The sequence below is a fragment of the Corallococcus sp. AB049A genome (assembly GCF_003668885.1).
GTDB classification, from domain to species: Bacteria; Myxococcota; Myxococcia; order Myxococcales; family Myxococcaceae; genus Corallococcus; species Corallococcus interemptor.
Window position 1 is genome coordinate 1 of sequence record NZ_RAWL01000118.1, and the last position, 21,072, is coordinate 21,072.

Here is a 21,072-nt window from a genome sequence, read left to right on the forward strand (position 1 = left end):
GGCCCAGGTCGCGCCCCGCGCGCCGGTCCAACGACATGCCGAGCGACGTCAGGGGCTGCTTTTCAAGGTACAGGAAGTCGAGGCTGACCAGCAGCACGCCCAGGAAGCCGAAGAAGGAGTGCGGCAGGAACGGCTTCACGGCGTCTGGCAGCAGCGTCCAGACCCACATCAGGATGCCCGCCATGATGGCGGAGGTCACGACGAAGCCCAGGCCCTTCCACCCGTTGCGCAGGTGTCCTTCGCCATCCCGGAACACGGCCTTCATGCGGTTCGACCTCTCAGCGTGGTTGCATGCCCTGCCTACAACCAACGCACGGCGCTGGGAAGGATTGCCCCGGTTCGACACGGCGTGGCACAACCCGTCCCATGAGCACAGGTCCGAGGACGATTCTCCGGGGAGACCTGTACTGGTGTGAGCCGGACGAGGCGCGGGGCTCGGTGCCCCCCATTGCCCACCCCTACCTCGTCATCCAGGACGACGTCTTCAACCGCTCCCGCATCCACACCGTCGTCGTCTGCGCCCTCACTTCCAACCTGAAGAAGGCGGGCGAGCCCGGCAACGTGCTGCTCGACGAAGGCGAGGGCCAGCTGGCGAAGCGGAGCGTGGTGGTCGTGTCCCAGGTGTCCTCGGTGGAGAAGGCGCGGCTCGGAGAGCGCATCGGGGCGCTCTCCGAGACACGGGTCGAACAGGTCCTCGCGGGCCTGCGCTTCCAGCAGGCGTCCTTCTTCAGGGACTGAGCCGTCTCACGGCGGCAAAACGGGATTGCCCCAGGCCCCCGTGCGGCCCGTCGTCGCGGAGCTGCTGGCGCGGCTGCGCGACGCTTCCTGGACTCAGGCGGGGCGGGCGCTGGCCACGGAGTCCAGCTCCTTGAGCGCGTCGTCCGGCAGCTGGAGCGCGCCCGCGGCCAGGTTCTCCTTCAGGTGCGCGACGGACGACGTGCCAGGGATGAGGAGCACGTTGGGCGAGCGGCGCAGCAGCCACGCGAGCGCCGTCTGCATGGGCGTCGCCTTCAGCCGGGCCGCGACGGCGGACAGCGTGGAGGACTGCAGCGGGCTGAAGCCTCCCAGCGGGAAGAAGGGCACGTACGCGATGCCGTCGCGGGCGAGCGAGTCGATGAGCGCGTCGTCCTGCCTGTGCGCCAGGTTGTAGTGGTTCTGCACGCAGACGATGTCCGCGATGCGGCGTCCCTCCGCGACCTGCGTGGCGGTGACGTTGCTCAGTCCGATGTGGCGCACCAGGCCCTGGCGCTGCAACTCGGCCAGGACGGTGAGGGGCGCTTCGATGGAGCCCTCCGCGGGGCCGTGCGTGTCGAACATGATTCGCAGGTTGACCACGTCCAGCACGTCCAGCCCCAGGTTGCGCAGGTTGTCGTGCACGGCCTGGGTCAGCTCTTCCTTCGAGTAGGCCGGGAGCCAGGAGCCGTCATTGCCGCGCCGGGCGCCAATCTTGGTGACGATGACGAGGCCGGCGGGGTAGGGCGAGAGCGCTTCGCGGATGAGCTGGTTGGTGACGTGCGGGCCGTAGAAGTCACTGGTGTCGATGTGGTCCACGCCCTGGGCCACGGCCTCGCGCAGGACGGCCCGGGCCGCGTCCGGGTCCTTGGGCGGACCGAAGACACCGGGTCCCGCGAGCTGCATCGCCCCATAACCCAGGCGCTTCACGGGGCGGCCCCCGAGGGGGAAGGTGCTGGAGGAATCGATACCGGGCATGGTGCATCTCCTTTTTGGGATGCAGCATGCATAGCGAACGCGGGCTTTCGGGATAACGGGGCACGACCCGTACAGGTTGTGCGGAGCGGCGAACAGTGAAGGTCGACCTGGGTGACTTGAACGCCTTCGTGGTGGTGGCCAGGGCCCGCAGCTTCCGCGAGGGCGCGCGCCTGAGCGGGAGCAGCGCGTCGTCGCTGAGCGACGCCGTCCGCCGGCTGGAGGAGCGGCTGGGTGTCCGCCTGCTCAACCGCACGACGCGCAGCGTGGTCCCGACGGAGGCCGGCGAAGGACTGCTGGAGCGCCTGACGCCCGCGTTGACGGAGATGGAAGCCGCGCTCGACGTGGTGAACGGCTACCGCAACCGGCCCGCCGGGGTGCTGCGCCTCAACGTGCCCATCAGCGCGTCACGGTTGGTGCTGCCGCGCATCGTCCCGCCGTTCCTCGCGGCCTATCCAGACATCCACCTGGAGGTCATCACCGAGGACAGCTTCGTGGACATCCTCGCGGCCGGCTGCGACGCGGGCATCCGCTACGACGAGCGGCTGGAGCAGGACATGATCGCCGTGCCCATCGGGCCGCGCGTCCAGCGCAACGCCACGGCGGCGGCTCCCGCGTACCTGGAGCGGCATGGACGGCCGGAACACCCCCGGGACCTGCTGCGGCATGCCTGCCTGCGGGGGCGCTTCGCGAGCGGCGCGATGACGCTCTGGGAGTTCGAGCGCGACGGCGAGGTGGTGACCGTGGAGCCCACGGGGCCGCTCATCGTGCGCGCGGGAGGAGCCACGGACCTCGCCGTGGACGCCGCGCTCGCGGGCACCGGCATCGTGCACCTCTTCGAGGACTGGCTGCGTCCTCACCTGGAGGCCGGCGCCCTGGTACCCGTGCTCGAGCCCTGGTGGCAGCCATTTCCAGGGCCCTTCCTCTACTACCCGGGGCGGCGCCTGGTGCCGGCGCCGCTGCGGGCGTTCATCGACTTCATCAAGGCCCCGGAGGAGGCGCGCTGAGTCCGGCGCGCTCAGGGCTCGGACAGGCTCACGGTGAAGCCCTTGGGCACGTTGGAGTCGCCGAGCACGTACGCGGAGGCCTGAGCGGTCCACTCCACGTCGGCCGTTCCGGGGACGGTGTTGGCAGGCACCTCGAAGGCGACCTGCACCGTCCATTCGCAGCCGCTGTTCATGGAGCAGTCGGAACCCAGGCTCCCCACGCTCTTCACCGGCACGCTGACGCCGGGCTCCAGGACACCGGACTGGCTCCCCAGGTTGGACGCAGTGTCGAAGTGGGTGATCACCAGCCTGGGCTGCGCCGTCGCGGCCGGGTCGTTCGGCGTCCACTTCGCCTGGGCCTGGATGCGCAGCTCCCCCGCCACCGGCTTCGCTGGCTTCTCCTTCGCGCTGACCCGGACGACCATCGTGCGCGTGACCTTGGGGGCGTCCGCCGTCAGGCGGATGGGCGCGCCGGCGTGGACCGGAGACGCCACCTTGTCGGACCGGTTTCGCGACGTGGCCATCACACTGGCGCAGGCCAGCAGCAGCATCGCCCGAGACATCCAGGTACGGGCCGCGGCGGGGATCCGCTCGAAGCGGGAGGGATAGGCGGGACGCACAGCCAGCTCAATACCACACACCGCCGCATGGGCTTCCAGGACAGCGTCAGCGGACGAGGGAGTCGGGTAGAAGGGCCGCCATGAAGCCTCCTCGTGTCGTCATCGTGGGCGGTGGTCCCGCCGGAATGGTCCTCGCATATCAGCTCGTCACGAATGGCATTCCGGTGCGCGTCCTGGAGCGCCATCCGGACTTCGAACGAGAGTTCCGGGGAGAGCTCCTGCAAGCGCCGGTCGTCGAAGCGCTGAAGCGGGCAGGGCTCTTCGCCGCGCTGCTGGAGCGAGGGCAGGCCCTGCCGGACATCGAGCGGGTCATGTACGTGGGCAAGCGCCGTACGGTCCGCGTCCCCGGTCCCCGCGAACAGGGGGCCGTGGTGTCCCAGCCCGGGATGCTCGCGCTGCTCCACGAGCAGTGCCTGCGTCATCCCCACTACCGCATGGACTTCGGCACCACGGTACTCGACGCCGTGCGGGAAGAGGGGCGTGTCGTCGCGCTGAAGACCCGCCGCGACGGCGCGGAGGAGCGCGTCGACGGAGACCTCTTCATCGTGTGCAACGGGCGCAACAGCCACCTGCGCAAGTCCTGCGGCCTGGAGACCGAGCAGTTCGACACGACGGCCGATGCGCTCTGGCTGCGCTTCGACCTCTCCGACGTACCGGAGACGCTGCCCACGTCACTCCAGGTGCACATGTTCGGCAAGGGGCGGGTGGTTGTCTACCAACCCTCCACGCGGCACCGGCTGCACGTCGCCTTCAGCGAGCCGGGCGACCTCAACCGGCTGCGCAAGGACCTCCCGGAGCTGCGCCAGAGGCTGCTGCCCACCGTGCCGGACGCGCTCCGGCCCCACGTGGAGCGCAAGCTCGACGAGCACACGGAGTGGCAGGTGCTGCGCATCCTCGTGGACCGGGTGACGCGCTGGCATGCCCCGGGCGTGCTCTTCCTGGGAGACGCGGCGCACACCATGTCTCCGTCGGGCGGGCAGGGCTTGAACCTGGCAATCAAAGACACGTTCGTGGCCGCCAACCACCTGCTGGATGCCCTCCGGGAGGACCGGCCGCTGGACGCAGCGGTCTTCCAGCGCATCCAGGACGAACGCCAGCCCGAGGTCGACCGGGTGCAGGCGGGCCAGACGCGAGCAGGGCAGATGGTGCTCAAGCCGCTCGGAGTGCTGCACGTGATGTTCAGCATCCTGGGCGCGGTGATGGCCATCGCCGGCAAGAAGATGCAGGGCGCGGCCGGGCCCGCCCCCGAGCCGCGCTACCTCACACCGCTCGCTTGAACGCCTCCGCTCAGCCGCGGAGCCGGTCGGCCAGGTCCTGCGCCAGGCCGCACATGGTCAGCGTGGGGTTCCACGAGCCCGACGTGGGGAAGAGGGCTCCGCCCGTCACGTAGACGTTGTGGACGCCGTGCGGCCGGTAGTCGAGCCCCACCACCGACGTCGCCGGATCCCTGCCCATCCACAGCGGCGAGGCCTCGTGCACGATGATGTTCAGGCGGATGTTCTCGCGGCCCGGCCGCTCCGTCTGCCATTGGCCGCCGTCGCCGCTCGCGTCGTCCACCCAGTACTCGACCTCCGGGGCCGCCCCCGAGCACCCCGCGCGCCCCGCCATGACGTCGATGGCCTGATACGTCGCCTCATCCAGCACGTCCCACAGGTGGTGGTCCTGCTCTCCGGGCTGGAGCTGGAGGGTGATGTTGGTGGCCGGGTCCGTGCCGCCGTTCATGCGGATCCAGTTGTCCGGGTTCTGCTCACTGACCTCGCCCAGGGTCGCGCAGACGAACACGACGTAATCCTCGGAGCCCTTGAGCTGCGCCATCGACGCGACGGCCGCCGCGTCCGGGGCCTCGTGGGCGATGGTGCTCTCGTCGGACTCCGGGTTCGCGGAGGCGAAGGCGCTGGTCTGCACGTGGTACTGCAAGCCATTGGGGGCCTTGCCGTCCAGGTAGGTGGCGCCAATCTCCAGCGCGGACAGGTCCTTGAACGCGGACCGCTTCACGCGCGCCGTGATGTGGGACATGAAATGCCCCGTGTAACGCTTGCCGATGTTCGGCAGGGCCTCCTTGAAGGAGTTCATCAGGAGGGTCGCGGGCGGGATGGTCCCCATGGCCAGCACGACCTTCGCGGAGCTCACCGCCAGCGGGCCGCGGCTCGTCTCCAGCGCGGTGACGGTCCCCTGGCCGTCATGCACCAGCCGGTCGACGACGCAGTGGTCCACGATGGTGAGCGGCTGTCCCTTGCCCCGCGCCGCCAGCGCCTTCTGGGATTGCTGCAGGTCCAGCAGCGTGCCCACGGTGGAGTACTTGTAGAACTTGACGCCCTTCCAGGGCGTATGGCCCACGGCGATGGGCGCGGGGAACGCGTTCTGCGCCGAGGGCACGAAGCGCCGGAAGTTCTCCCGGAGGTTCACGTCGATTTGATGCTGGAGGCTGCCGTAGACGCCGTCGTGGACCCGGTCCATCGTGGTGACGTGCAGGAACGCCCGGGCGCGGTCCCAGAAGCCCGGCTGGAGCGTGACGTCGATCAGCTCCTGCGGCCAGTCGCGCATCAGGTCGGGGCCCGGCGCCGGGCACCAGGCGCTCCAGTAGGTGGAGCGGCCTCCCAGCACCGGGATGTAGCCCGCCTGGAAGAACTCCTGCTCCGTGGTGGCCATCCGCGACGTGCGCGTCCACGGGTAGGTGGTGGGCGGTGAGCCGGTCGCGGCCTGGAACGCGAGCGGCAGCATCTGGTAGTGCGTGGGCAGCCAGAAGCCGCCCCGCTCCAGCACCAGGATGCGCGCGCTCGGGTTGTGCTTCAGCGTCTGTTCGATGAAGGCGACACCGGTGGGCCCGGTGCCAATCACGATGAAGTCATACGCCGACGCCTGGATGTCCGCCCAGTCATTCGGGGAGGCGAAGAACGCCTGTCCGGCGATCTGATCCGCGCTGGCCTCCTGCGGGCCGGGGACGGGATAGCCCAGGGAGATGCCCTTCGGGATGTTGCGGGAGCCAGCGAAGAACTTCTTGTAATTGGCGGCCATGGGACCTCGTCACGCAAGCGGGGGCTTTGGGGTGCTTGCCTTTGGAGTTGCAGAAGCCGTGCCGCGAACGGTGCGGGGCAGGGGACCACCGCGAGCCGAGGACCTGCGTCGCATCAGGAAGCGTGGGCGTCTTCCCGGGACGCGCTGCCCATCGTCTCCATCCACGAGGCCTACCCGGGCCACTACGTGCGGTTCCTGTGGACCAATCGCATCCAGTCCAAGGTGCGCCGGCTGCTGGGCTCCGGCTCCTTCAGCGAGGGCTGGGGCCTGTACACGGAGCAGATGATGCTGGACGATGACGCCAATCATTGACGCGGAGGCCCTAAGGGATTGCCCGCATATGCCATTGGCGAAATGCCCCTCGGATGCGGGGAATCCACTAGGGCTTTCAATCAGCACTCAAGGTTGGCTTTTCGCGTCAAGTGGTAAAGAACAGAAAATTAAGACAGACCATTGACCGGGGGTGAAGTCTGGTTGTATCCAGATAGGGCTTCACCTCCGCCTTTCCCGGGGCGTTCGAGGAAACTGCTCAAGCCCCGCACATGAGGTGTCACAATGGTGACTGTCGAGCTGGATATCTTCTCGGGGCGTCCCAATCCGCGGTGGACTCTTTCGGAGCGCGAAGCGCGTCAGTTGACCGAGCGCATCCGTGCGGATCCATCGCAGCTGTTGCCGATGGATTCGGACACGGGCGGCCTGGGCTACCGTGGCTTCATCGTGCGTGCCGAGGACACCGGCATGGCGGATGACTGGAAGCGTCTGGGGTTGCCGTCCATGGTGCGCCTGGGTGGCGCGTTCCAGCCGGAGGCGGCGGAGAGCTCCCGCTTCCTGCTGCACACGGCGGAGAGCGCGCGCCTGGACCTCAAGGATCCGGGACCGGTGCTGGCCCAGGCGGAAGCCACCATCATCGACTCGCGCAACGTGCAGGGCCTCGTGACCATCTGCTACCCGAATGCCCAGACCTCCGACACCGACTTCTCGTTCTGGAACGGTGCGAGCTACCAGCCGTACAACAACTGCTACAACTTCGCGAGCAACTACCGCACCAACACCTTCGCCCAGCCGGGACGGGCGGCGGGGTCGATGTACACGAGCATCGACTGCTCGGCGGTGGGCTCGGCGGCGGTGCGCGACGGGTGGCTGACGGCGTGTCGGTCCGACGCGAACTACAACGTGTGTCTGGTCATCTGGCCGGGCTACGACTACCACTGGTACCGGCTGTGCCTGAACAACCACTGGTGCCACAAGCCGGGCGGCACGGCGGCGCGTAACTACGACAACTCGGGGTTGCTCATCACCAACCCGGAGACGTGCAACCGCGGCGGCTACACCATCTTCTGCGGCTACTACAACGGCTTCGGCCTCGTCGTGTCCTGAGGCTTTCCACCACTTTTCAAGCGAAGGAGCGTGTCATGTCGGGAGACTCGAACCGCCGTCACTTCCTCAAGGCGATGGGCCTGACCGCCGTCGCCGCCGTCGTCCCCGTGAGCCTGGGTGCCGCCTCCGTGGCGGGAGCGGCCCCCACCGCCGCCACGGGTGGCACGGGTGCGATGGAGCTGTGGTTGCTGGACACCGGCGCGGGCGTGCTGGACGCGGGGCTGTACGGCACCGCGCGCCAGGACCTCGTGGCGTCCATCCGGGCGCGGGGTGAGGCCCTGCCCTACTGAAGCAGCAGTCCACGCCGCCCCGGTGTCACCGCCGGGGCGGCGCTGTCGTGCGCTGGATTGAGCCGCCCTGGCTCTCCGCGAAGGGGTCTCGTTGAACACGGTGTCGAGCGCCCGCCAAAGGCAGCTGCTCCATCGTTTCCGGCCCTCGTCATTGCTTGTCGTGATGGATGTGAGTGTCTTGCACCCCAACGCTGTTGGCTGTTGATGGAGCACTTCATGAATCGAAGTGGTCTTTTCGTGTCGATGTGTCTGGGAGTCGCGCTGCTGGGTACGGGTTGTGGCGAGCCCGCCGCGGCCCAGGAGAAGGACTCGGTCGGCAGTCAGTCCCAGGAGATCATCTACTGCCCCATTGAGCCGTTGACGGGCGTCGCGCAGTGCCCGAATGACCCGGGTGACCCGGGGGACCCGCCGCCTCCCTCCGGTGACACCGGTCCGGGCATGAACCTGGCGACGTACCAGTACTACGCCGCCAACAACCAGACCCGCTGCGCGGGCGGCATCACGCAGTCGGAGTGCATCACGGAGCTGACGTACGCGCTGAACAACCAGCTCATCACCGCGGCGGCCTACAACTGGGGCACCGCCAACGGCTACTACCCGGCGGTGGACCGCTACAACAAGATCGCCGCGGTCTGTAAGTGCGGCTGCTTCGAGGCGAACACCCAGGTCCTCGTCGAGGGCCGCGATGGCTTCGCCGAGTGGGTGTCCGCGAAGAACATCAGCCAGAGCACGAAGCTGGTGGCGCTGGATGAGAACACCACGCTGAGCGCGCCGGGCTTCATCAGCCAGTCCATCAAGGCGAAGACGGCCGGCGCCGAGCGGGCCGACCTCTTCGTCTTCGCGCTGGACAACGGCCGCGCGCTGAAGGTGACCCAGAACCACGGCATGCTCCTGGCCGACGGCCGCGTGGTGGAGGCCAAGACGCTCGGCGCCGGTGCCGAGTTCGTGGCCCTGGATGGCGCCACCGTCCGCGTCACGAGCATCTCCCGCGAGCCCACCATGCTCGACGTGTACAACTTCGAGGTGAACGCCGACGACAAGGCCGGCCACTTCGTCGCCGCCGAGGGCGTCCTCGTGGGCGACCTGGCCTGGCAGAACCAGCTCGCGCGCGAGCTGGGCTCCATCGCCGTGCGTCGCTAGCCGTTGCCTCTTCCCGCTTCCGGCGAAGCGCCGGAAGCGGGCCTTCCTCCCGGGAGCCTTCATGCGTCGTGGTAACCGTTGGCGTTCAGGACTGGTGGTGACGGCCGCGGTGGCCTTTGGCGCGAGCCTGCTCGTGGCCCTGTGGCCTGCCGGCGAAACCCAGGCACCGGCGCCCGCCGCGCCGAAGGCCCGGGTCATCGTGCCCGCCACCCTGGAGACCATGGAGGCGAGGGCCACCGCGCTGGCGCAGGAGCGCAAGAAGCAGATGCCTCAGCCGGAGGTTCCCCAGCAGGTGGGTGGGTTTCCTCGCGAAGAGGTCGTGGCCGTGCTCAACGCCTATCAGGACATGATGGCGGTGCAGGGGCTCTACAACCAGGGCGTGACCCGGAAGAAGCTCGTGGAGAGCATCCTGGCCTCACCCCATGGCGCGGAGATCGCCGAGAAGACCCTGGCGGAGCCCTCCTTCGCCCAGGAGGCCTTTGGCGAGCTCCAGGCGGAGTCCCGCTACCTGGCCGTCACCGTGGTGACCGCGGCCGCGCGCAGGGGGGACGACCGGTACCTGACCCGCTCCGCGGAAGCCGTGGCCCGGGAGCTCACCGGCTCCCTGGCGCGGGACGGGAAGCTGTCGGAGGGCCGCTCCACGGACCTACACGACCTTGTGCACGCCTACATCGACGTGAAGGGGCTGGAGGCCTTCTCGTCTGGGAATCCCCAGTCCCTGCGGGCGGTGGGGCTCGCTGGCGACCAGCCAGAAGAAGTCAGACGTATCTACGATGAGGTCGTCTTCATGCGCTTGAAGGCCGAATTTGGCCGGGAGCGCGCCTCCGAAATGACCGCCACCCTCATGCGTCCCTGAGGTTTCATGCATCCGCTTCGATGGTCGTTGCAGGCCGTGCTCCTGGGTTCGCTGTGCGCTTGCGGCGGGGACCCTGCCTCTCCGGTGATTCCCCCCGAGGATCCGCCCCTCAGCCAGCAGATGGACCCCGTCCTGGCGGATCAGATTGAAGCCGTCCGCCAGGCCGTCCTGGCGGACCGGTGCTTCCGCGAGCAGCCAGACGTCTCTGTCTGCAACTGGGGGGACTTCGCCTACAACCCCAGCCAGTTCGCGATGAGCCAGAACACGGGCGAAGCCATCCTCGTCATCGATGACTTCCCGACGCTGCCGCCGCGAGCCATCCGCTACAAGAACCGCATCAAGGGCTACTTCCGGGTGAACGGCCAGGGCCAGGTCGGGGCCGTGCCCTTCTCCTGGCGGGCCCCCGTCACGCTCTTCCAGGGCCTGAGCACGTTCGCGACCCCGGACTTCCATCCCGCGGAACAGCTGCGCGCGCTGAGGGAGCCGCTGGCGTCGACCTATGGCTTCTACGATGCCGGAAACAACGCCGGACATGGCAGCTATGTCCTGTCGTTGCTGGTGGAGGCCAATCCCCACCAGCCCCTGGTGCTGCTGGACACCTTGAGCTTCCACAACTTCGCGCTGGAGGACTTCTGTGACGCCTCCGGGTCGCAGGCCTCCCAGGACCGCCTGTGGGCGAAGGCCTCGACCGTCGCGTCGCAGCTGAGTGGCCTGATGTCGGCGCAGGGCGTGCGCTTCGTCAACCTGAGCGCGGGCATGACACTGGAGGCCGTGCGTCAGGAGTGGACAACGTTCTGCTCCGGGCCGCGTCCGGACGACAACGTGCTGCGCGGCAAGCTCAATGCCTACCGCCCCATCTACGACGTGCTCTTCCACACGCCCGGCGTCTTCGCGGCCCAGGCCGCGCTCAGCGCATCCAGCGCGCAGGACAACCCCTTCGACTTCCCGTCGGCGGACTTCCCCAACCGGTTGCTGGTGGGGTACTTCACGTCGCTCAATTCCGGCCTGGGGGCCGACGGCCGCGGACCGTATTCGCAGATTGCCGGTTGGCCCGAGCGGGCCAACGTCGACATCTACGTGAACACGGGTGTGTTGCCGTACCGGCCCTTCGACTACAACCGGACGCCGCTCTTGCAGGTGGATGGCTTCGGGGTGGACATCCAGCCCATCACCCGGGCCACGACGTCGTGGGTCGCACCGCTGGCGCTCTCCCGGTTCATCAACGCCCGGTACACGCACTTCAACGGCATCCCGATGTCGGACGCCCTGATTCCCCTGGTCATGCGCAGGATGCTGCCCGCCCTGTGCGACGACCTGCCGGGACGCTCGTGCATGTACCAGGACCCGCTCCTGTACGGGCAGGTGGAGGCGGTCCGGCTCAACTACCGCCCCCGGGAGTACGTGGCCCCTTGAGGCTCAAGGCGCGGGGGTGAACTTGAACTCCGCGATGACGACCTCCGCCTCCTGCCCGTTCTTGGGCGCACGTCCCTGGAAGAGCCAGAAGTTCATGTGGACGGGCAGGGGGTTCTGGGGAACGCGCTGGACGGAGTCCGGCGGATTGAAGAGCCAGCTGGCCATCTGGTTGACGTTGCCATCCTGGTGGCCATGCAGCGCCTGGAAGAAGACCTGGCTCGACGACCACTGGAAGCGGTGGGTGGAGTAGGTCCCCCCGAGGCTGATGGGGTAGGCCTGATGGGAGTAGGGGATGCCCGTCACGGCGGGGTACACGGCCCAGTTGCCCATCTGCGGCTGGCTGCCGCCCCACTTCGCGAACTCGATGTCGATTTCGTTCGTGGCGTCCGGGCCCACGTCGGGACGCGTGTAGTTGAACAGGCCCAGGACCACGTTGTCGTCGAAGAGGTCCGGCCGGCCAATCACCTTGAACTGGTAGGTGCCAAAGCCCAGCCGCTGCTGCGGCATGTAGACCTCCGCCGCCGTCCAGCGTCCGTTGCGCCAGGCAATCTTCAGGTGGAGGTAGCCATTCGCATCCACCCAGGCGTTGCGGTCATCCCAGGTGTTGGGCCCCGGGCCACCCTGACCGCCGCGGACCTCCCATTGATAGCCGGAGAAGGACACGCTCTTTGCTTCCGCGAGCGGAGCAAAGGCAATGCTGGACACGAACGCGATTCCCAGGATTTGTGCGCTGCGCATGGACAACCCCCATTTCGAGAAGCTTGAGATGGGATTGTGCCACCGTTGCGGCAGCCCCACAGCGCTCCCGGAGAGCCCCTGGCTGCCTGGGCGGTTCGGGGCCCCCGGGCCCAGGCGATTACTTCAGCTGGGTGACCTTGTTGTCCGTGCCGGTGCGGCTGATCTTCGGCTTCGACTTGCCGAGACCGCGCTTCCAGGTGACGGAGTTGGAGTTGCCCGTCACGGAGATGGCACCCGTGGCCTCCGCCTTCACGTTGTTGTCGGAGCCGTTCACGGTGATGCTCTTGCACTCGCCGGTCAGCGTCACGGTGTTGTCCGCGCCGGTGATCTCCACGGTGCTGCCCGGAGTGCACGCGTGGGTCGCGGTCTCGCCAGTGCCGGTGATGTCGATGTTGGCCGAGTCCTCCTGCGCGACGGCCGTCATCGGGCCGAAGGCACATGCCGCCATCATGAACACCGCCGTACCGAGCTTCCTGTTCATCCGTTGTCCCCCTTGGGAGTGGTGCGCGCCTGATGCCGCACGGCCCCATCTACGTGACGGACGGCGGAAGATTCAATCTCGGGATTCAGGTGGCTCCAGGGGAATGGCTCAGTCCTTCCCGAGGCCGTCCACCAGATAGAGCCGGGAGAGCGTCTCGAAGTAGCTGTACGCGTAGGCGCTCCCGTCCGCGGAGAGCGCCAGGGTCATGACCGAGATGAGCCCCGGCGGGGGGCCGCGCGCGGGGACCGTCAGGTGTGGCACGCTTTCGCCTGTCTTCACGTCGACCCGGTAGATCTGGACGGGAAGCGAGACACTGCGCAGGTAGAGGGCCGCGCCGCTCGCGTCCCAACCCACCACCCACTGTCTCGGGAACGTGCCCGGGACCACGCGCTGCGCGTCCCCCGTCGCGGAGAACAGGCGGAGGCTTCCCGATTCATCCACCGCCGCGAGCCAGGCTCCATCGGGGGAAATGGCCGTGTGGAAGCCGGTGCCCTCCGCCGTGACTGGCCGGGGGGCTCCGGCGCCCGGCTCGAACACCCACAAGCGGGCGGGACGCCCCTCCTGGCTCGCGCGCAGCAGCAACCGCTTTCCATCCGGAAACCAGCGCGCCGAAAGCACCGTGGCCACCGGAGCCAATGACACGCGGCGCGGCTCCCCCACGCCGGTGGGCAGCAGGAAGAACTCCATCCGCTCCCCATAACGCACGACCAGCGCCTGCTTGCCATCCGGGGACAGCGCTAGAGGATGCCCGTCTCCCAGCCGGACCGGAGGTGCGCCATGGGTGGTGCGCAGGTACGCGCCATAGGTGGGGCCTTCGATCTGGTTCTCCTCGGAGATGAGCAGCATCCCGCCATCGTGGGACAGGTCCGACAGGATCGAGGCGTCCGTCATCGTGAGATCCCGCTCCTCCCCCGCTCGGCCGAACACGAGCCCCGCCCGGATCACCTGGTGATCCACCAGGACGGTGCCGTCCTTCGAGATGTCGTGGAGCAGCATCCGCCCGGGGCCCCGATCCACGAGTCGCGTCGCGCCTCGCAGGTCGACCGCGAACAGCGCGGTGTCCGCACCGGTGCGGGCGGCGGTGAACCACACCTCGCTCCCATCCGGAGCCCACGCCAGTCCCCGGATGCACGCCCAGTCTCCGGAGAGCTCCCGGGGCGGCCCGTCCTTTTCCAGCACCCAGACCCCGCCCCGGTCGTCCTTCGGGTGCTCATGGAAGAGGAACGCGATTCGCGCGCCATCGGGGGACACCCGCGCGTGGCTGATCCACCCCTGCGACTCGAAGCGCACGGTGCCGGGCGGCCGCTCCAGCCGGAAGGTTTCGCCCACCCGGCGCACCACCGCCAGCGGTCCCTCGCCGCGCCCCCAGTCCGCCTCCAGCACACCGTCGAGCAGGGCTCGCGGCGCCCCTCCCGCCAGCGGCATCAGCCCGAGCGTGGCCGTGGGATGCTCCGGGTCGAAGAACCGGGGGGCGAGCAATACCGCCAGCTCTCCCCGGGACGACGCGGCGAGCACATTCGCGTTCAGTCCCAGGGGCTGCGACAGCGGACGCTCCGTGCGCGCGCTGTAGAGCCCTACGGGGCCTCCCTCCCACGCCGCGCCATAGAGAAACGTGTGTCCATCCGCGGAGAACCGCGCGCTCAGCACGGGGCCGCGCTGGAAGGTGGCCGGCCGGTACGTCGGGCCCGACGCCGGGACCTTCCACGGACGCCCGAACGCCAGGAGCCCACCCGCCACGCACAGCAGCGCGACCGCCAGGAGCGTGAACAGCGCCGGGCGCGGGAGGGCGCGCGGATGCACGGCCGGGGGCCCCTGACTTCCGGAGCGGGACGCGATGGACTCCAGGGCGAAGGCCAGGTCCTGCGCGGATTGGAACCGGTCACCGGGTGCCTTCGCCAGACAGCGGGCGAGGACCGCTCCCAGTTCACCTGGCAGCACGGGAGGCTCATCGCGGAGCGCGGCGCTCATGCGCTCCACCGGGTTGTCACCCCCGAAGGGGACCTGACCGCTCACGGCCTCATGGAGCACCGTGCCCAGCGAGAACACATCCGCGCGAGGATCCACGCTCTGCCCGCGGATCTGCTCGGGGGCCATGTAGCCCGCGGTGCCCATCACCGCGCCGCTCCGGGTCACCGCCGCGTCCTCGCCGCGCTCGGTGAGCCGCGCGAGTCCGAAGTCGAGGATGCGGGCACCGCCCTCCGTGCACAGGAAGATGTTCGCCGGCTTGAGGTCGCGGTGGATGACGCCGCGGGCATGCGCGGCCGCGAGCCCCTGTGCCAGCTGGATGCCCAGCCGCAGGACCTCCGCCAGGGGCAGCGGCCCGCGCATCAACCGCGTCCGCAGGGTGGTGCCCTCCAGCCACTCGGTGACGAGGTAGGGCGTGCCTTCCTGGTCTCCCACGTCGAACAAGGTCAGCAGATGCGGATGGGACAGCGCCCCCGCTGCGCGGGCCTCCTGGCGGAAGCGGGCCAGCCGCTCGGGGTCCTGGGCGAACCGCGCCGGGAGAACCTTCAGCGCCACGTCCCGTCCGAGCCGCCCATCGCGCGCCCGGTACACGTCGCCCATCGAGCCACTGCCGGCATGGCTGACGACGGTGTAGGGCCCCACCTGCTCCCCTGGAGCGAACAGGCGGGGCGGAGGCGCCGCTTCTTCCACCAGCCGTCCCTCCGCGTGCCATGTCGCCGTGACGGAGGCGAGCAGCGCCCCACAGGTGTCACAGCGTGAGAAGTGGGCCTCGGCCAGGGCCCGCTGCTCGGGAGGCAGGCGGTCCTCAACGAAGGCGAGAATCGTTTCCTCGGAAGGACAAGCAGACATGGCGGGGAGCAATTCTAGCCATGTTTGCATTCAAGGCAGAAGTGGCGGGACCGTCACCCGGTACGCGCGGAGGAGCAGGGAACGGGTCCCCTGCGCACCGGAATCCAAGTCAGGCTTCACCTCCAGCACCCACGCGAAGTCCTCGGAGAGCGCGGCGGCGACCAGTTCCTCGAATCCATTGTCGGGTCCCTCCTGGGCTCCCGCGTTCCCGCTGAGCGTCACCGTGGAGGCCTGGCCCGGCGTGCTCTCCACGACCACCAGACGCCGGGCTTCAATCCATTCCAGACCGTCTGGCTTTTCGAGCGCTGACGTCCGGGCGAGCATCACCGGCGCCTCCTCGGACTCCTCCGGCTGGGTGCCAATGGAGACCCGCGTGCCCGTGTCGCTCTTCTCGATGAAGAGGGTGAGCGAGGCTCCCCCAGCGGCGAGACGGACAAGGGTGTTCGTGATCAGATCCGTCGCGTACCTGTTGCCCGAGGCCTTGATGACAGAGACATCGTTGGCGAGTGTGCAAAGGGACATCCAAGGGCAGACGCACATGCGGGCCTCCTCGGGCGGCGTGGACGAGGGCCCGGAAACGTGGCCCTTCAACGCTCTGACACCGGCCAGGGAAACCCTTGCAGCGAAAGTCAGCGCCCTTTTTCCAATGAGGAGGCCATTCTCAATTGCTCACAAAACTGAGTGCCATGAGGAAAGGTGCGGGTCTGATGACCTACGGCTGGATGGCCTCCAGCTCCAACCGGAGTGCTTCGCGCTCTGCCGCCGAGAGGGGTAGGGCGCTGAGGTTCCGGTCCCGCTCCAGGGCGCCAGACGTGTCCCCCAGGGCCCTGGCCAGCTCGGCTCTGGCCGCGAGTGCCCGGGCCCGCTCCAGCGTCGTCCCGGCGCCGTCCTTCTTCAGCGCGGCGTCCAGGACCTTCGCGGCGGCGGCGTCATCGCCCTTGAAGTCGCGCAGGCGCCGGGCCGTCTTGAGTGCCTTGCCGAGGAGGGTGGTCGGAGCGTCCGCGTCGTCGCCGTAGCCCGAGGGCTCGTCCCGCCGGATGAACATGACGGAGTTGCCGGAGGGGTCGACGACGGTGAAGCGGGTCTGCCCCTTTCGCATGCGCGTCATGCGTGGGAGGCCCCGGACGGGAGTCCGGCCATAGGCCTGTCGCAGCGCGGCCAGGAATCGCGCGTGCAGTTCCTCCACCTCGTCCACGATGATCAGGCAGGTGCTGAAGGCCTTCAGCGGATCCAACCCCTTCAGGCCGAAGAAGTGGAGCTGGGCGCCACCCCGCCGCGTCGCCGCATAGGGGTTGGGCGCCCGCTGCTGGTACGTCACCTCGAAGCCCAGCAGGCCGTAGAACTCGAGCGTCGGCGCGAGCTCCACGCAGGGGAGCAGGGGAATGCTGGCGTCACCCTTCATGGGGGCGCGCCTCCACGCCCAGGTCCTTCTCCAGCCGCAGGCGCGCTTCACGGACGCCCTCGACCGCCGCTGCCAGGAGCGCCGGGGCGATGCTGGCGCCCAGTCGGTCCGCCCAGGCCGCATGCGCCTGTTCGACCTTGCGCAAGGCACGGCGCCCGGCGGCGGTGAGCGAGACGCACTTCGCCCGCTGATGATGCGGGTTGTCGACGTACTCCACGAACCCCTCCTTCGCGAGCGCGTCCGCGGTCTGCTGCACGCTCTGCCGCGCCAGTCCCATCGTGCGCGCGACCGCCGCCACCGTCGCGGGGCCATGGTCGATGACACCCAGCACCTGCCAGCGGGCGCTCGTCAGTCCCGCCGGAGCGCTCAGCCGGTCTCCGGCCTGGAGCAGCAGCCCATTCAGCTGGAACACCTCCAGCACCAGGGCGCTGAAGGTCTCCGCCTTCCGTGTGAGAGATGGCATGGACAGGAACCTGTCATTATGACAGGTTCCTGTCAAATGCTCCACTGACCCCGTTCGGGCGCATGCCCTGGGGGACAGGGTCACTGCACGCTGGCCAGCACTCCCGTATGGGACAGGCCCATTTCCCGACACATGGCGGTGCTCACTTCCAGGCCCTGACCTGCGCGTTCAGGCCCATGGACGCATCTCCCTTCGGCCGGCCCCCCTGCCGGCGGAGGAACCCCCGGATGCGACGCTTTCGTCCCTTGATCCCCTGCCTCGTCCTGCTTGGAACGAGCGCCCATGCCCAGATCGCGAACGGCCTGCGTGCCGAAATCGCCCGAGCCCTCCGCGTCGGTGCCGCGGACGCGGAGTTCGCCGCGCCCCTGCCCGAGAACCCGGACAACAACGACGAGGAGCGCTATCCCTCGCGCTTCGCCAGCTACAGCAAGGGCTTGCAGCACGACGCATTCGGCGACGTCGTCACGACCGAGTACGACAAGCTGCTCGCCTCGCTGATTGGAGGAGACCCGGCCGCCGGCCTCGAAACGCTCTTCCTGGGCGAGCGCAAGCTCGTGAATCCCCTGGCGGGCTTCTCCTATCTGCCCGTGGGGCCGGATCCGCACGCACTCGCCCTGCGGCCCGCGCCGCTGTTCACCAGCGCCGAGGTCTCCGGTGAGCTGGACGAGCTGTACTGGATGTCACTCGTCCGGGACGTGCCGTTCCAGGACTACACCTCCAGTCCGCCCGCGGTCCTGACCCAGGCCATCCAGCGCCTCAATCAACTCCGCGAGTACCGTGGTGCGAAGGAGGGCGGCGTCGTGACCGGCGCGTCGTTGTTCCGGGCCGACCTGCCGGGGAGCGCGAAGGGGCCCTTCATCTCGCAGTTCCTGCTGCTGGACGTGCCTTACGGCGCGCAGGTGATTCCCCAGCGCAATCTGACGCGGGTGCCCGGCGATGACCGGGTCTTCCGCTTCGACACGTGGCTGAGCATCCAGAACGGCGCGCTCCCCACCCAGCCTCCTGTCTACGACCCGGTCCGCCGGTATCTCCGGAACGGCCGCGACCTGGCGGAGTGGGTTCACCTGGACTATCCGGTGCAGTCCAGTCTCAACGCCGCGCTGCTGCTCACCCGGCTGGGCGACGTGGACGCGGACCCGAAGTCCTCGCCGCTTGTCTTTGATGAGCTGAATCCCTACCGGAACTACCGCAACCAGGAGCCCTTCGCGACGCTGGGAAACGGTGACGGGCTGGACGTGGTGAGCCGCATCGTGAATCCGGCGCTGCGCGCGCAGTGGTTCCAGAAGTGGCTCATCCACCGGCGCCTGCGTCCGGAGGAGTACGCGGGCCGCGTGCACAACACCGTGACGGGCGCACGCACGTACCCCGTTCCCCCGGAACTGCTGGCGTCACCGGTGCTGCCGCTGGTCCTGGCCCGCAACAACGCGCTCAACGGAGGCGCGGGCGGCACGTACCTCTTGAACCAGGCCTTCCCGGAGGGAAGCCCGGTCCATCCCGCCTATGCGTCCGGCCACTCCACGTACATCGGCGCGGGGGTGACGATGATCAAGGCCTTCTACAAGGACCTCCCCATCCCGAACCCGGTCGTCCCCAACGCGGATGGCACGGCGTTGGTGCCCTATACCGGCCCCACGCTCTACGCCTTCGACGAACTGGACAAGCTGGTCAGCAACGTCGGCGTGGCGCGGCTCTTCGCGGGAGTGCACTACCGCAGCGACCATGACCACGGCTCGCGCCTGGGCGAACTCCTGGCGCTGCGCACGTTGCAGGACCTGGCGCGCTACTACAACGAGCCCTTCGATGGCTTCCAGGTGCGCACCTTTGGAGGCAACACGCTCACCATCGACCGGGACACGCCCGTGCTGCCCAACTTCGTGAGCACGGTGGACCGTTTCACCCTGGTGAACCCGAGCTCCGGCAACGACCTGGCGCAGGTGGAAAACGGCGCGGTGTTGGATTTGAGCGACCTGGGCACGGCGCAGGTGGCCCTGAGGGCCACGACTTATGAGTCCCAGGTGGGCAGCGTGCGCTTCGAGATCGACGGCACCGTGTACGTCGACAACCAGGCGCCCTACGTGCTCCCCATCACGGCGACCGTCGGCACTCACGTGGTGACGGCGACCCCCTACAGCGAGCCCAACGGGCAGGGGCTCGGGGGCGTACCGCTCACGGTGCGCGTGACCGTGCAGCCCTAGACGGGCACGACGCGCAGTTTCTTCTCCGCTCCGCCGACGACCAGTGAACGGCCGTCGGACTTGTACGCGCGCCAGCGCGTCACGGCGCGCAGCCTGGATCCGCTGGGCTCCAGGTGTACTGGGAGTCCAGCGTCAGCTGCTGTTCCACCACCGGGCCCTTCATGCCGCGCGCGGTGAGAAGGAAGGCCTGCACCGGCGCGATGCCCGAGACCTCGGCGCGATAGATGAAACGGCAGCCCGCGATCCACGTGTCATCCGGGACCGGCGCGCGGGTCCCGTCGAGGCAGGGCTCCGGAAGGAAGCCCAGCTGGGCGGGGCTCTCCGAGTAGCGGTCCTTCTCCCCGAAGTACGCTTTCTGGGACGTGAAGAACCCCTTCAGGTTGCTGGCCCCCTCACACAGCGGGGCTGGCAGCGGCGTCCCCTCCGGCCTGCGCACGCCATGGCAGTCCTCGAGGACGAGCTCCGAGGGCCACACGCGCACGGGCTTCCCGTCCACGAACCCATGCGCCATCTCATACGTGAGCCCTTCGGCGAGCCCGCCCACGCCCACCGCGCGCACGTGGAAGGAGGTGTTGTCCGGCGGCGAGCCGGTCACCGAGACCGCGTAACGGAAGTGGCAACCCGCGAGCCACGTGGCATCCGGCGTGGGCACGCGGCTGCCATCCGTGCACGCCGCCGGGACGGGGAGCCGTGTGACGTCCGCCGTCCAGCGGTCCTTCTCCCCGAAGTACTCCTGCTGCCCCGCCAGCAGCCCGCTGAAGCCGAGGAGCGCCTCGCATCGCAGCCGCTCGCGCAGCTCCGCCCCGGTGCTGCTAGGCGAGGGCGTGACCTTCGCGGGCGCGCTCTCCTTGACCGGAGCCGCGGCGGGGACCCGCGCGGGAGGCGGCTGCTCCTGGCGCTCACAGCCGCCCAGCACCACCAACGCCGGAACGAGAAGGGGGATGCGGAATGAGCGGCTTCGCACTCAGGACTCCTCGGGTTCGCGCTTCAAGGCATCCATCATGGCGTTCCGGGCGCTTCCATGGCCATGAGGGATTGCCGGAAGCCCTCCCTATTCGGTCGCCGGGCCCGCGATGCCGATGGCGCCCGCGTTGCCGCGCATGAAGGCGTCCAGCTCCTCGGCCGTGACCTCGATGGGCGTGCGGCACGCGGACGCTGGATCGCAGACGATGAAGTTGCCCTCCGGCGTCATGCCCACCACCGCGACCAGATGCTCCTCGGCGCCGCCGCCTTGCTCCCAGGTGTCGCCCTTGAGCACCGGGGCGCCCTCCGGGTCCTGAGCGGACGGCTCGACGAAGTTCCCGGAGATGACCACCGACATGCCGGACTCGATGGCCGTCTTGATGCTCGCCGAGTTCGCGGCCACGTCCTCGCAGGTCCCGCCCGCGGCCGTCACCGCGTTCCTCACGTTCTTGAAGCCGGTGTAGAGCGAGTTCTCCTCCCCCAGCGCGTACACCGTCTCGCCCGCGTCGTTGGTCGTCACGCCGTCATTGCCGGTGTTGGTGCTGCCCCAGTAGCGCGCGGCCTGCACCTCGTCGCCGGCCGTGCCGCTGCTCGTGACGTCGGGGATGGGGG

At 68.8% G+C, this 21,072-nt stretch carries 22 protein-coding genes; 10 read left to right on the forward strand and 12 right to left on the reverse strand.

Translation table 11 applies throughout. The annotated features are described in order from the left end of the window. Window positions 1-265 (reverse strand): hypothetical protein (locus D7X55_RS15250; protein ID WP_147470115.1); only part of this gene is annotated, 265 nt, incomplete at its 3' end. A gap of 101 nt (window positions 266-366) precedes the next feature. On the opposite strand from D7X55_RS15250, the gene D7X55_RS15255 reads away from it, so the two are divergent. Beyond that, complete coding sequence (locus D7X55_RS15255) at window positions 367-738, forward strand: type II toxin-antitoxin system PemK/MazF family toxin (protein ID WP_120547424.1); 372 nt, start codon at window positions 367-369, stop codon at window positions 736-738. 93 nt (window positions 739-831) lie between these two features. On the opposite strand, the gene D7X55_RS15260 is transcribed toward D7X55_RS15255, so the two are convergent. Beyond that, window positions 832-1,710, reverse strand: a complete 879-nt coding sequence (locus D7X55_RS15260; RefSeq protein WP_121723417.1) for an aldo/keto reductase family oxidoreductase — start codon at window positions 1,708-1,710, stop codon at window positions 832-834. 95 nt (window positions 1,711-1,805) lie between these two features. Here D7X55_RS15260 and D7X55_RS15265 point away from each other — a divergent pair, with 95 nt between their 5' ends. Next, window positions 1,806-2,714, forward strand: coding sequence for a LysR family transcriptional regulator (locus D7X55_RS15265; protein WP_120547426.1), 909 nt, complete (start codon window positions 1,806-1,808; stop codon window positions 2,712-2,714). A gap of 11 nt (window positions 2,715-2,725) precedes the next feature. On the opposite strand, the gene D7X55_RS15270 is transcribed toward D7X55_RS15265, so the two are convergent. Then, window positions 2,726-3,244 carry a hypothetical protein gene (locus D7X55_RS15270; protein ID WP_120547427.1) on the reverse strand — a complete coding sequence of 173 codons (519 nt, stop codon included), beginning with the start codon at window positions 3,242-3,244 and terminating at the stop codon, window positions 2,726-2,728. Window positions 3,245-3,393: 149 nt separating this feature from the next. Here D7X55_RS15270 and D7X55_RS15275 point away from each other — a divergent pair, with 149 nt between their 5' ends. Beyond that, window positions 3,394-4,590 (forward strand): FAD-dependent monooxygenase, encoded by a 1,197-nt coding sequence (locus D7X55_RS15275; RefSeq protein ID WP_120547428.1) that lies wholly within the window; start codon window positions 3,394-3,396, stop codon window positions 4,588-4,590. Window positions 4,591-4,600: 10 nt separating this feature from the next. On the opposite strand, the gene D7X55_RS15280 is transcribed toward D7X55_RS15275, so the two are convergent. Continuing rightward, window positions 4,601-6,328 (reverse strand): GMC oxidoreductase, encoded by a 1,728-nt coding sequence (locus D7X55_RS15280; protein ID WP_121723418.1) that lies wholly within the window; start codon window positions 6,326-6,328, stop codon window positions 4,601-4,603. Here D7X55_RS15280 and D7X55_RS45345 point away from each other — a divergent pair. From D7X55_RS45345 to D7X55_RS15310, 6 genes are all read left to right on the forward strand, one after another. Continuing rightward, window positions 6,317-6,640 (forward strand): DUF885 family protein, encoded by a 324-nt coding sequence (locus D7X55_RS45345; RefSeq protein WP_255425013.1) that lies wholly within the window; start codon window positions 6,317-6,319, stop codon window positions 6,638-6,640. The genes D7X55_RS15280 and D7X55_RS45345 overlap by 12 nt on opposite strands. A gap of 321 nt (window positions 6,641-6,961) precedes the next feature. Beyond that, complete coding sequence (locus D7X55_RS15290) at window positions 6,962-7,705, forward strand: hypothetical protein (RefSeq protein ID WP_120547430.1); 744 nt, start codon at window positions 6,962-6,964, stop codon at window positions 7,703-7,705. A 35-nt stretch (window positions 7,706-7,740) separates the two neighbouring features. Then, complete coding sequence (locus tag D7X55_RS15295; protein WP_120547431.1) at window positions 7,741-7,995, forward strand: hypothetical protein; 255 nt, start codon at window positions 7,741-7,743, stop codon at window positions 7,993-7,995. 216 nt (window positions 7,996-8,211) lie between these two features. Beyond that, window positions 8,212-9,135, forward strand: coding sequence for a Hint domain-containing protein (locus D7X55_RS15300; RefSeq protein ID WP_233609860.1), 924 nt, complete (start codon window positions 8,212-8,214; stop codon window positions 9,133-9,135). Window positions 9,136-9,196: 61 nt separating this feature from the next. After that, the gene (locus tag D7X55_RS15305) at window positions 9,197-9,991 is read left to right on the forward strand and encodes a hypothetical protein (protein WP_121723419.1); all 795 of its coding nucleotides are present in this window, start codon (window positions 9,197-9,199) and stop codon (window positions 9,989-9,991) included. 6 nt (window positions 9,992-9,997) lie between these two features. After that, window positions 9,998-11,404 (forward strand): hypothetical protein, encoded by a 1,407-nt coding sequence (locus D7X55_RS15310; RefSeq protein ID WP_121723420.1) that lies wholly within the window; start codon window positions 9,998-10,000, stop codon window positions 11,402-11,404. Window positions 11,405-11,407: 3 nt separating this feature from the next. Here D7X55_RS15310 and D7X55_RS15315 read toward each other — a convergent pair whose 3' ends face one another. From D7X55_RS15315 to D7X55_RS15340, 6 genes are all read right to left on the reverse strand, one after another. After that, on the reverse strand, window positions 11,408-12,142 hold the full coding sequence (locus D7X55_RS15315; RefSeq protein WP_121723421.1) for a glycoside hydrolase family 16 protein: 735 nt from the start codon (window positions 12,140-12,142) through the stop codon (window positions 11,408-11,410). Between the two features lie 118 nt (window positions 12,143-12,260). Next, window positions 12,261-12,623 (reverse strand): DUF3060 domain-containing protein, encoded by a 363-nt coding sequence (locus D7X55_RS15320; RefSeq protein ID WP_120547435.1) that lies wholly within the window; start codon window positions 12,621-12,623, stop codon window positions 12,261-12,263. 108 nt (window positions 12,624-12,731) lie between these two features. Beyond that, the gene (locus D7X55_RS15325) at window positions 12,732-15,437 is read right to left on the reverse strand and encodes a serine/threonine-protein kinase (RefSeq protein WP_158616176.1); all 2,706 of its coding nucleotides are present in this window, start codon (window positions 15,435-15,437) and stop codon (window positions 12,732-12,734) included. Window positions 15,438-15,467: 30 nt separating this feature from the next. Continuing rightward, entirely contained in the window at window positions 15,468-15,959 is a 492-nt protein-coding gene (locus D7X55_RS15330; RefSeq protein ID WP_121723422.1) for a hypothetical protein, read from the reverse strand. A gap of 190 nt (window positions 15,960-16,149) precedes the next feature. Then, on the reverse strand, window positions 16,150-16,839 hold the full coding sequence (locus D7X55_RS15335) for a hypothetical protein (protein ID WP_120547438.1): 690 nt from the start codon (window positions 16,837-16,839) through the stop codon (window positions 16,150-16,152). Next, complete coding sequence (locus D7X55_RS15340) at window positions 16,829-17,302, reverse strand: MarR family winged helix-turn-helix transcriptional regulator (protein ID WP_120547439.1); 474 nt, start codon at window positions 17,300-17,302, stop codon at window positions 16,829-16,831. The genes D7X55_RS15335 and D7X55_RS15340 overlap by 11 nt, the downstream gene beginning before the upstream one ends. A 227-nt stretch (window positions 17,303-17,529) precedes the next feature. Between D7X55_RS15340 and D7X55_RS15345 the strand changes: the two genes are divergently transcribed. Beyond that, window positions 17,530-19,497, forward strand: a complete 1,968-nt coding sequence (locus D7X55_RS15345; RefSeq protein ID WP_147442677.1) for a phosphoesterase — start codon at window positions 17,530-17,532, stop codon at window positions 19,495-19,497. 79 nt (window positions 19,498-19,576) lie between these two features. Here the strand turns inward: D7X55_RS15345 and D7X55_RS15350 are convergent, their stop codons facing one another. Then, the gene (locus tag D7X55_RS15350) at window positions 19,577-20,461 is read right to left on the reverse strand and encodes a hypothetical protein (RefSeq protein ID WP_147470116.1); all 885 of its coding nucleotides are present in this window, start codon (window positions 20,459-20,461) and stop codon (window positions 19,577-19,579) included. Between the two features lie 87 nt (window positions 20,462-20,548). Next, a partial coding sequence (locus tag D7X55_RS43355) for a hypothetical protein (RefSeq protein WP_158626373.1) occupies window positions 20,549-21,072 on the reverse strand: 524 nt, incomplete at its 5' end.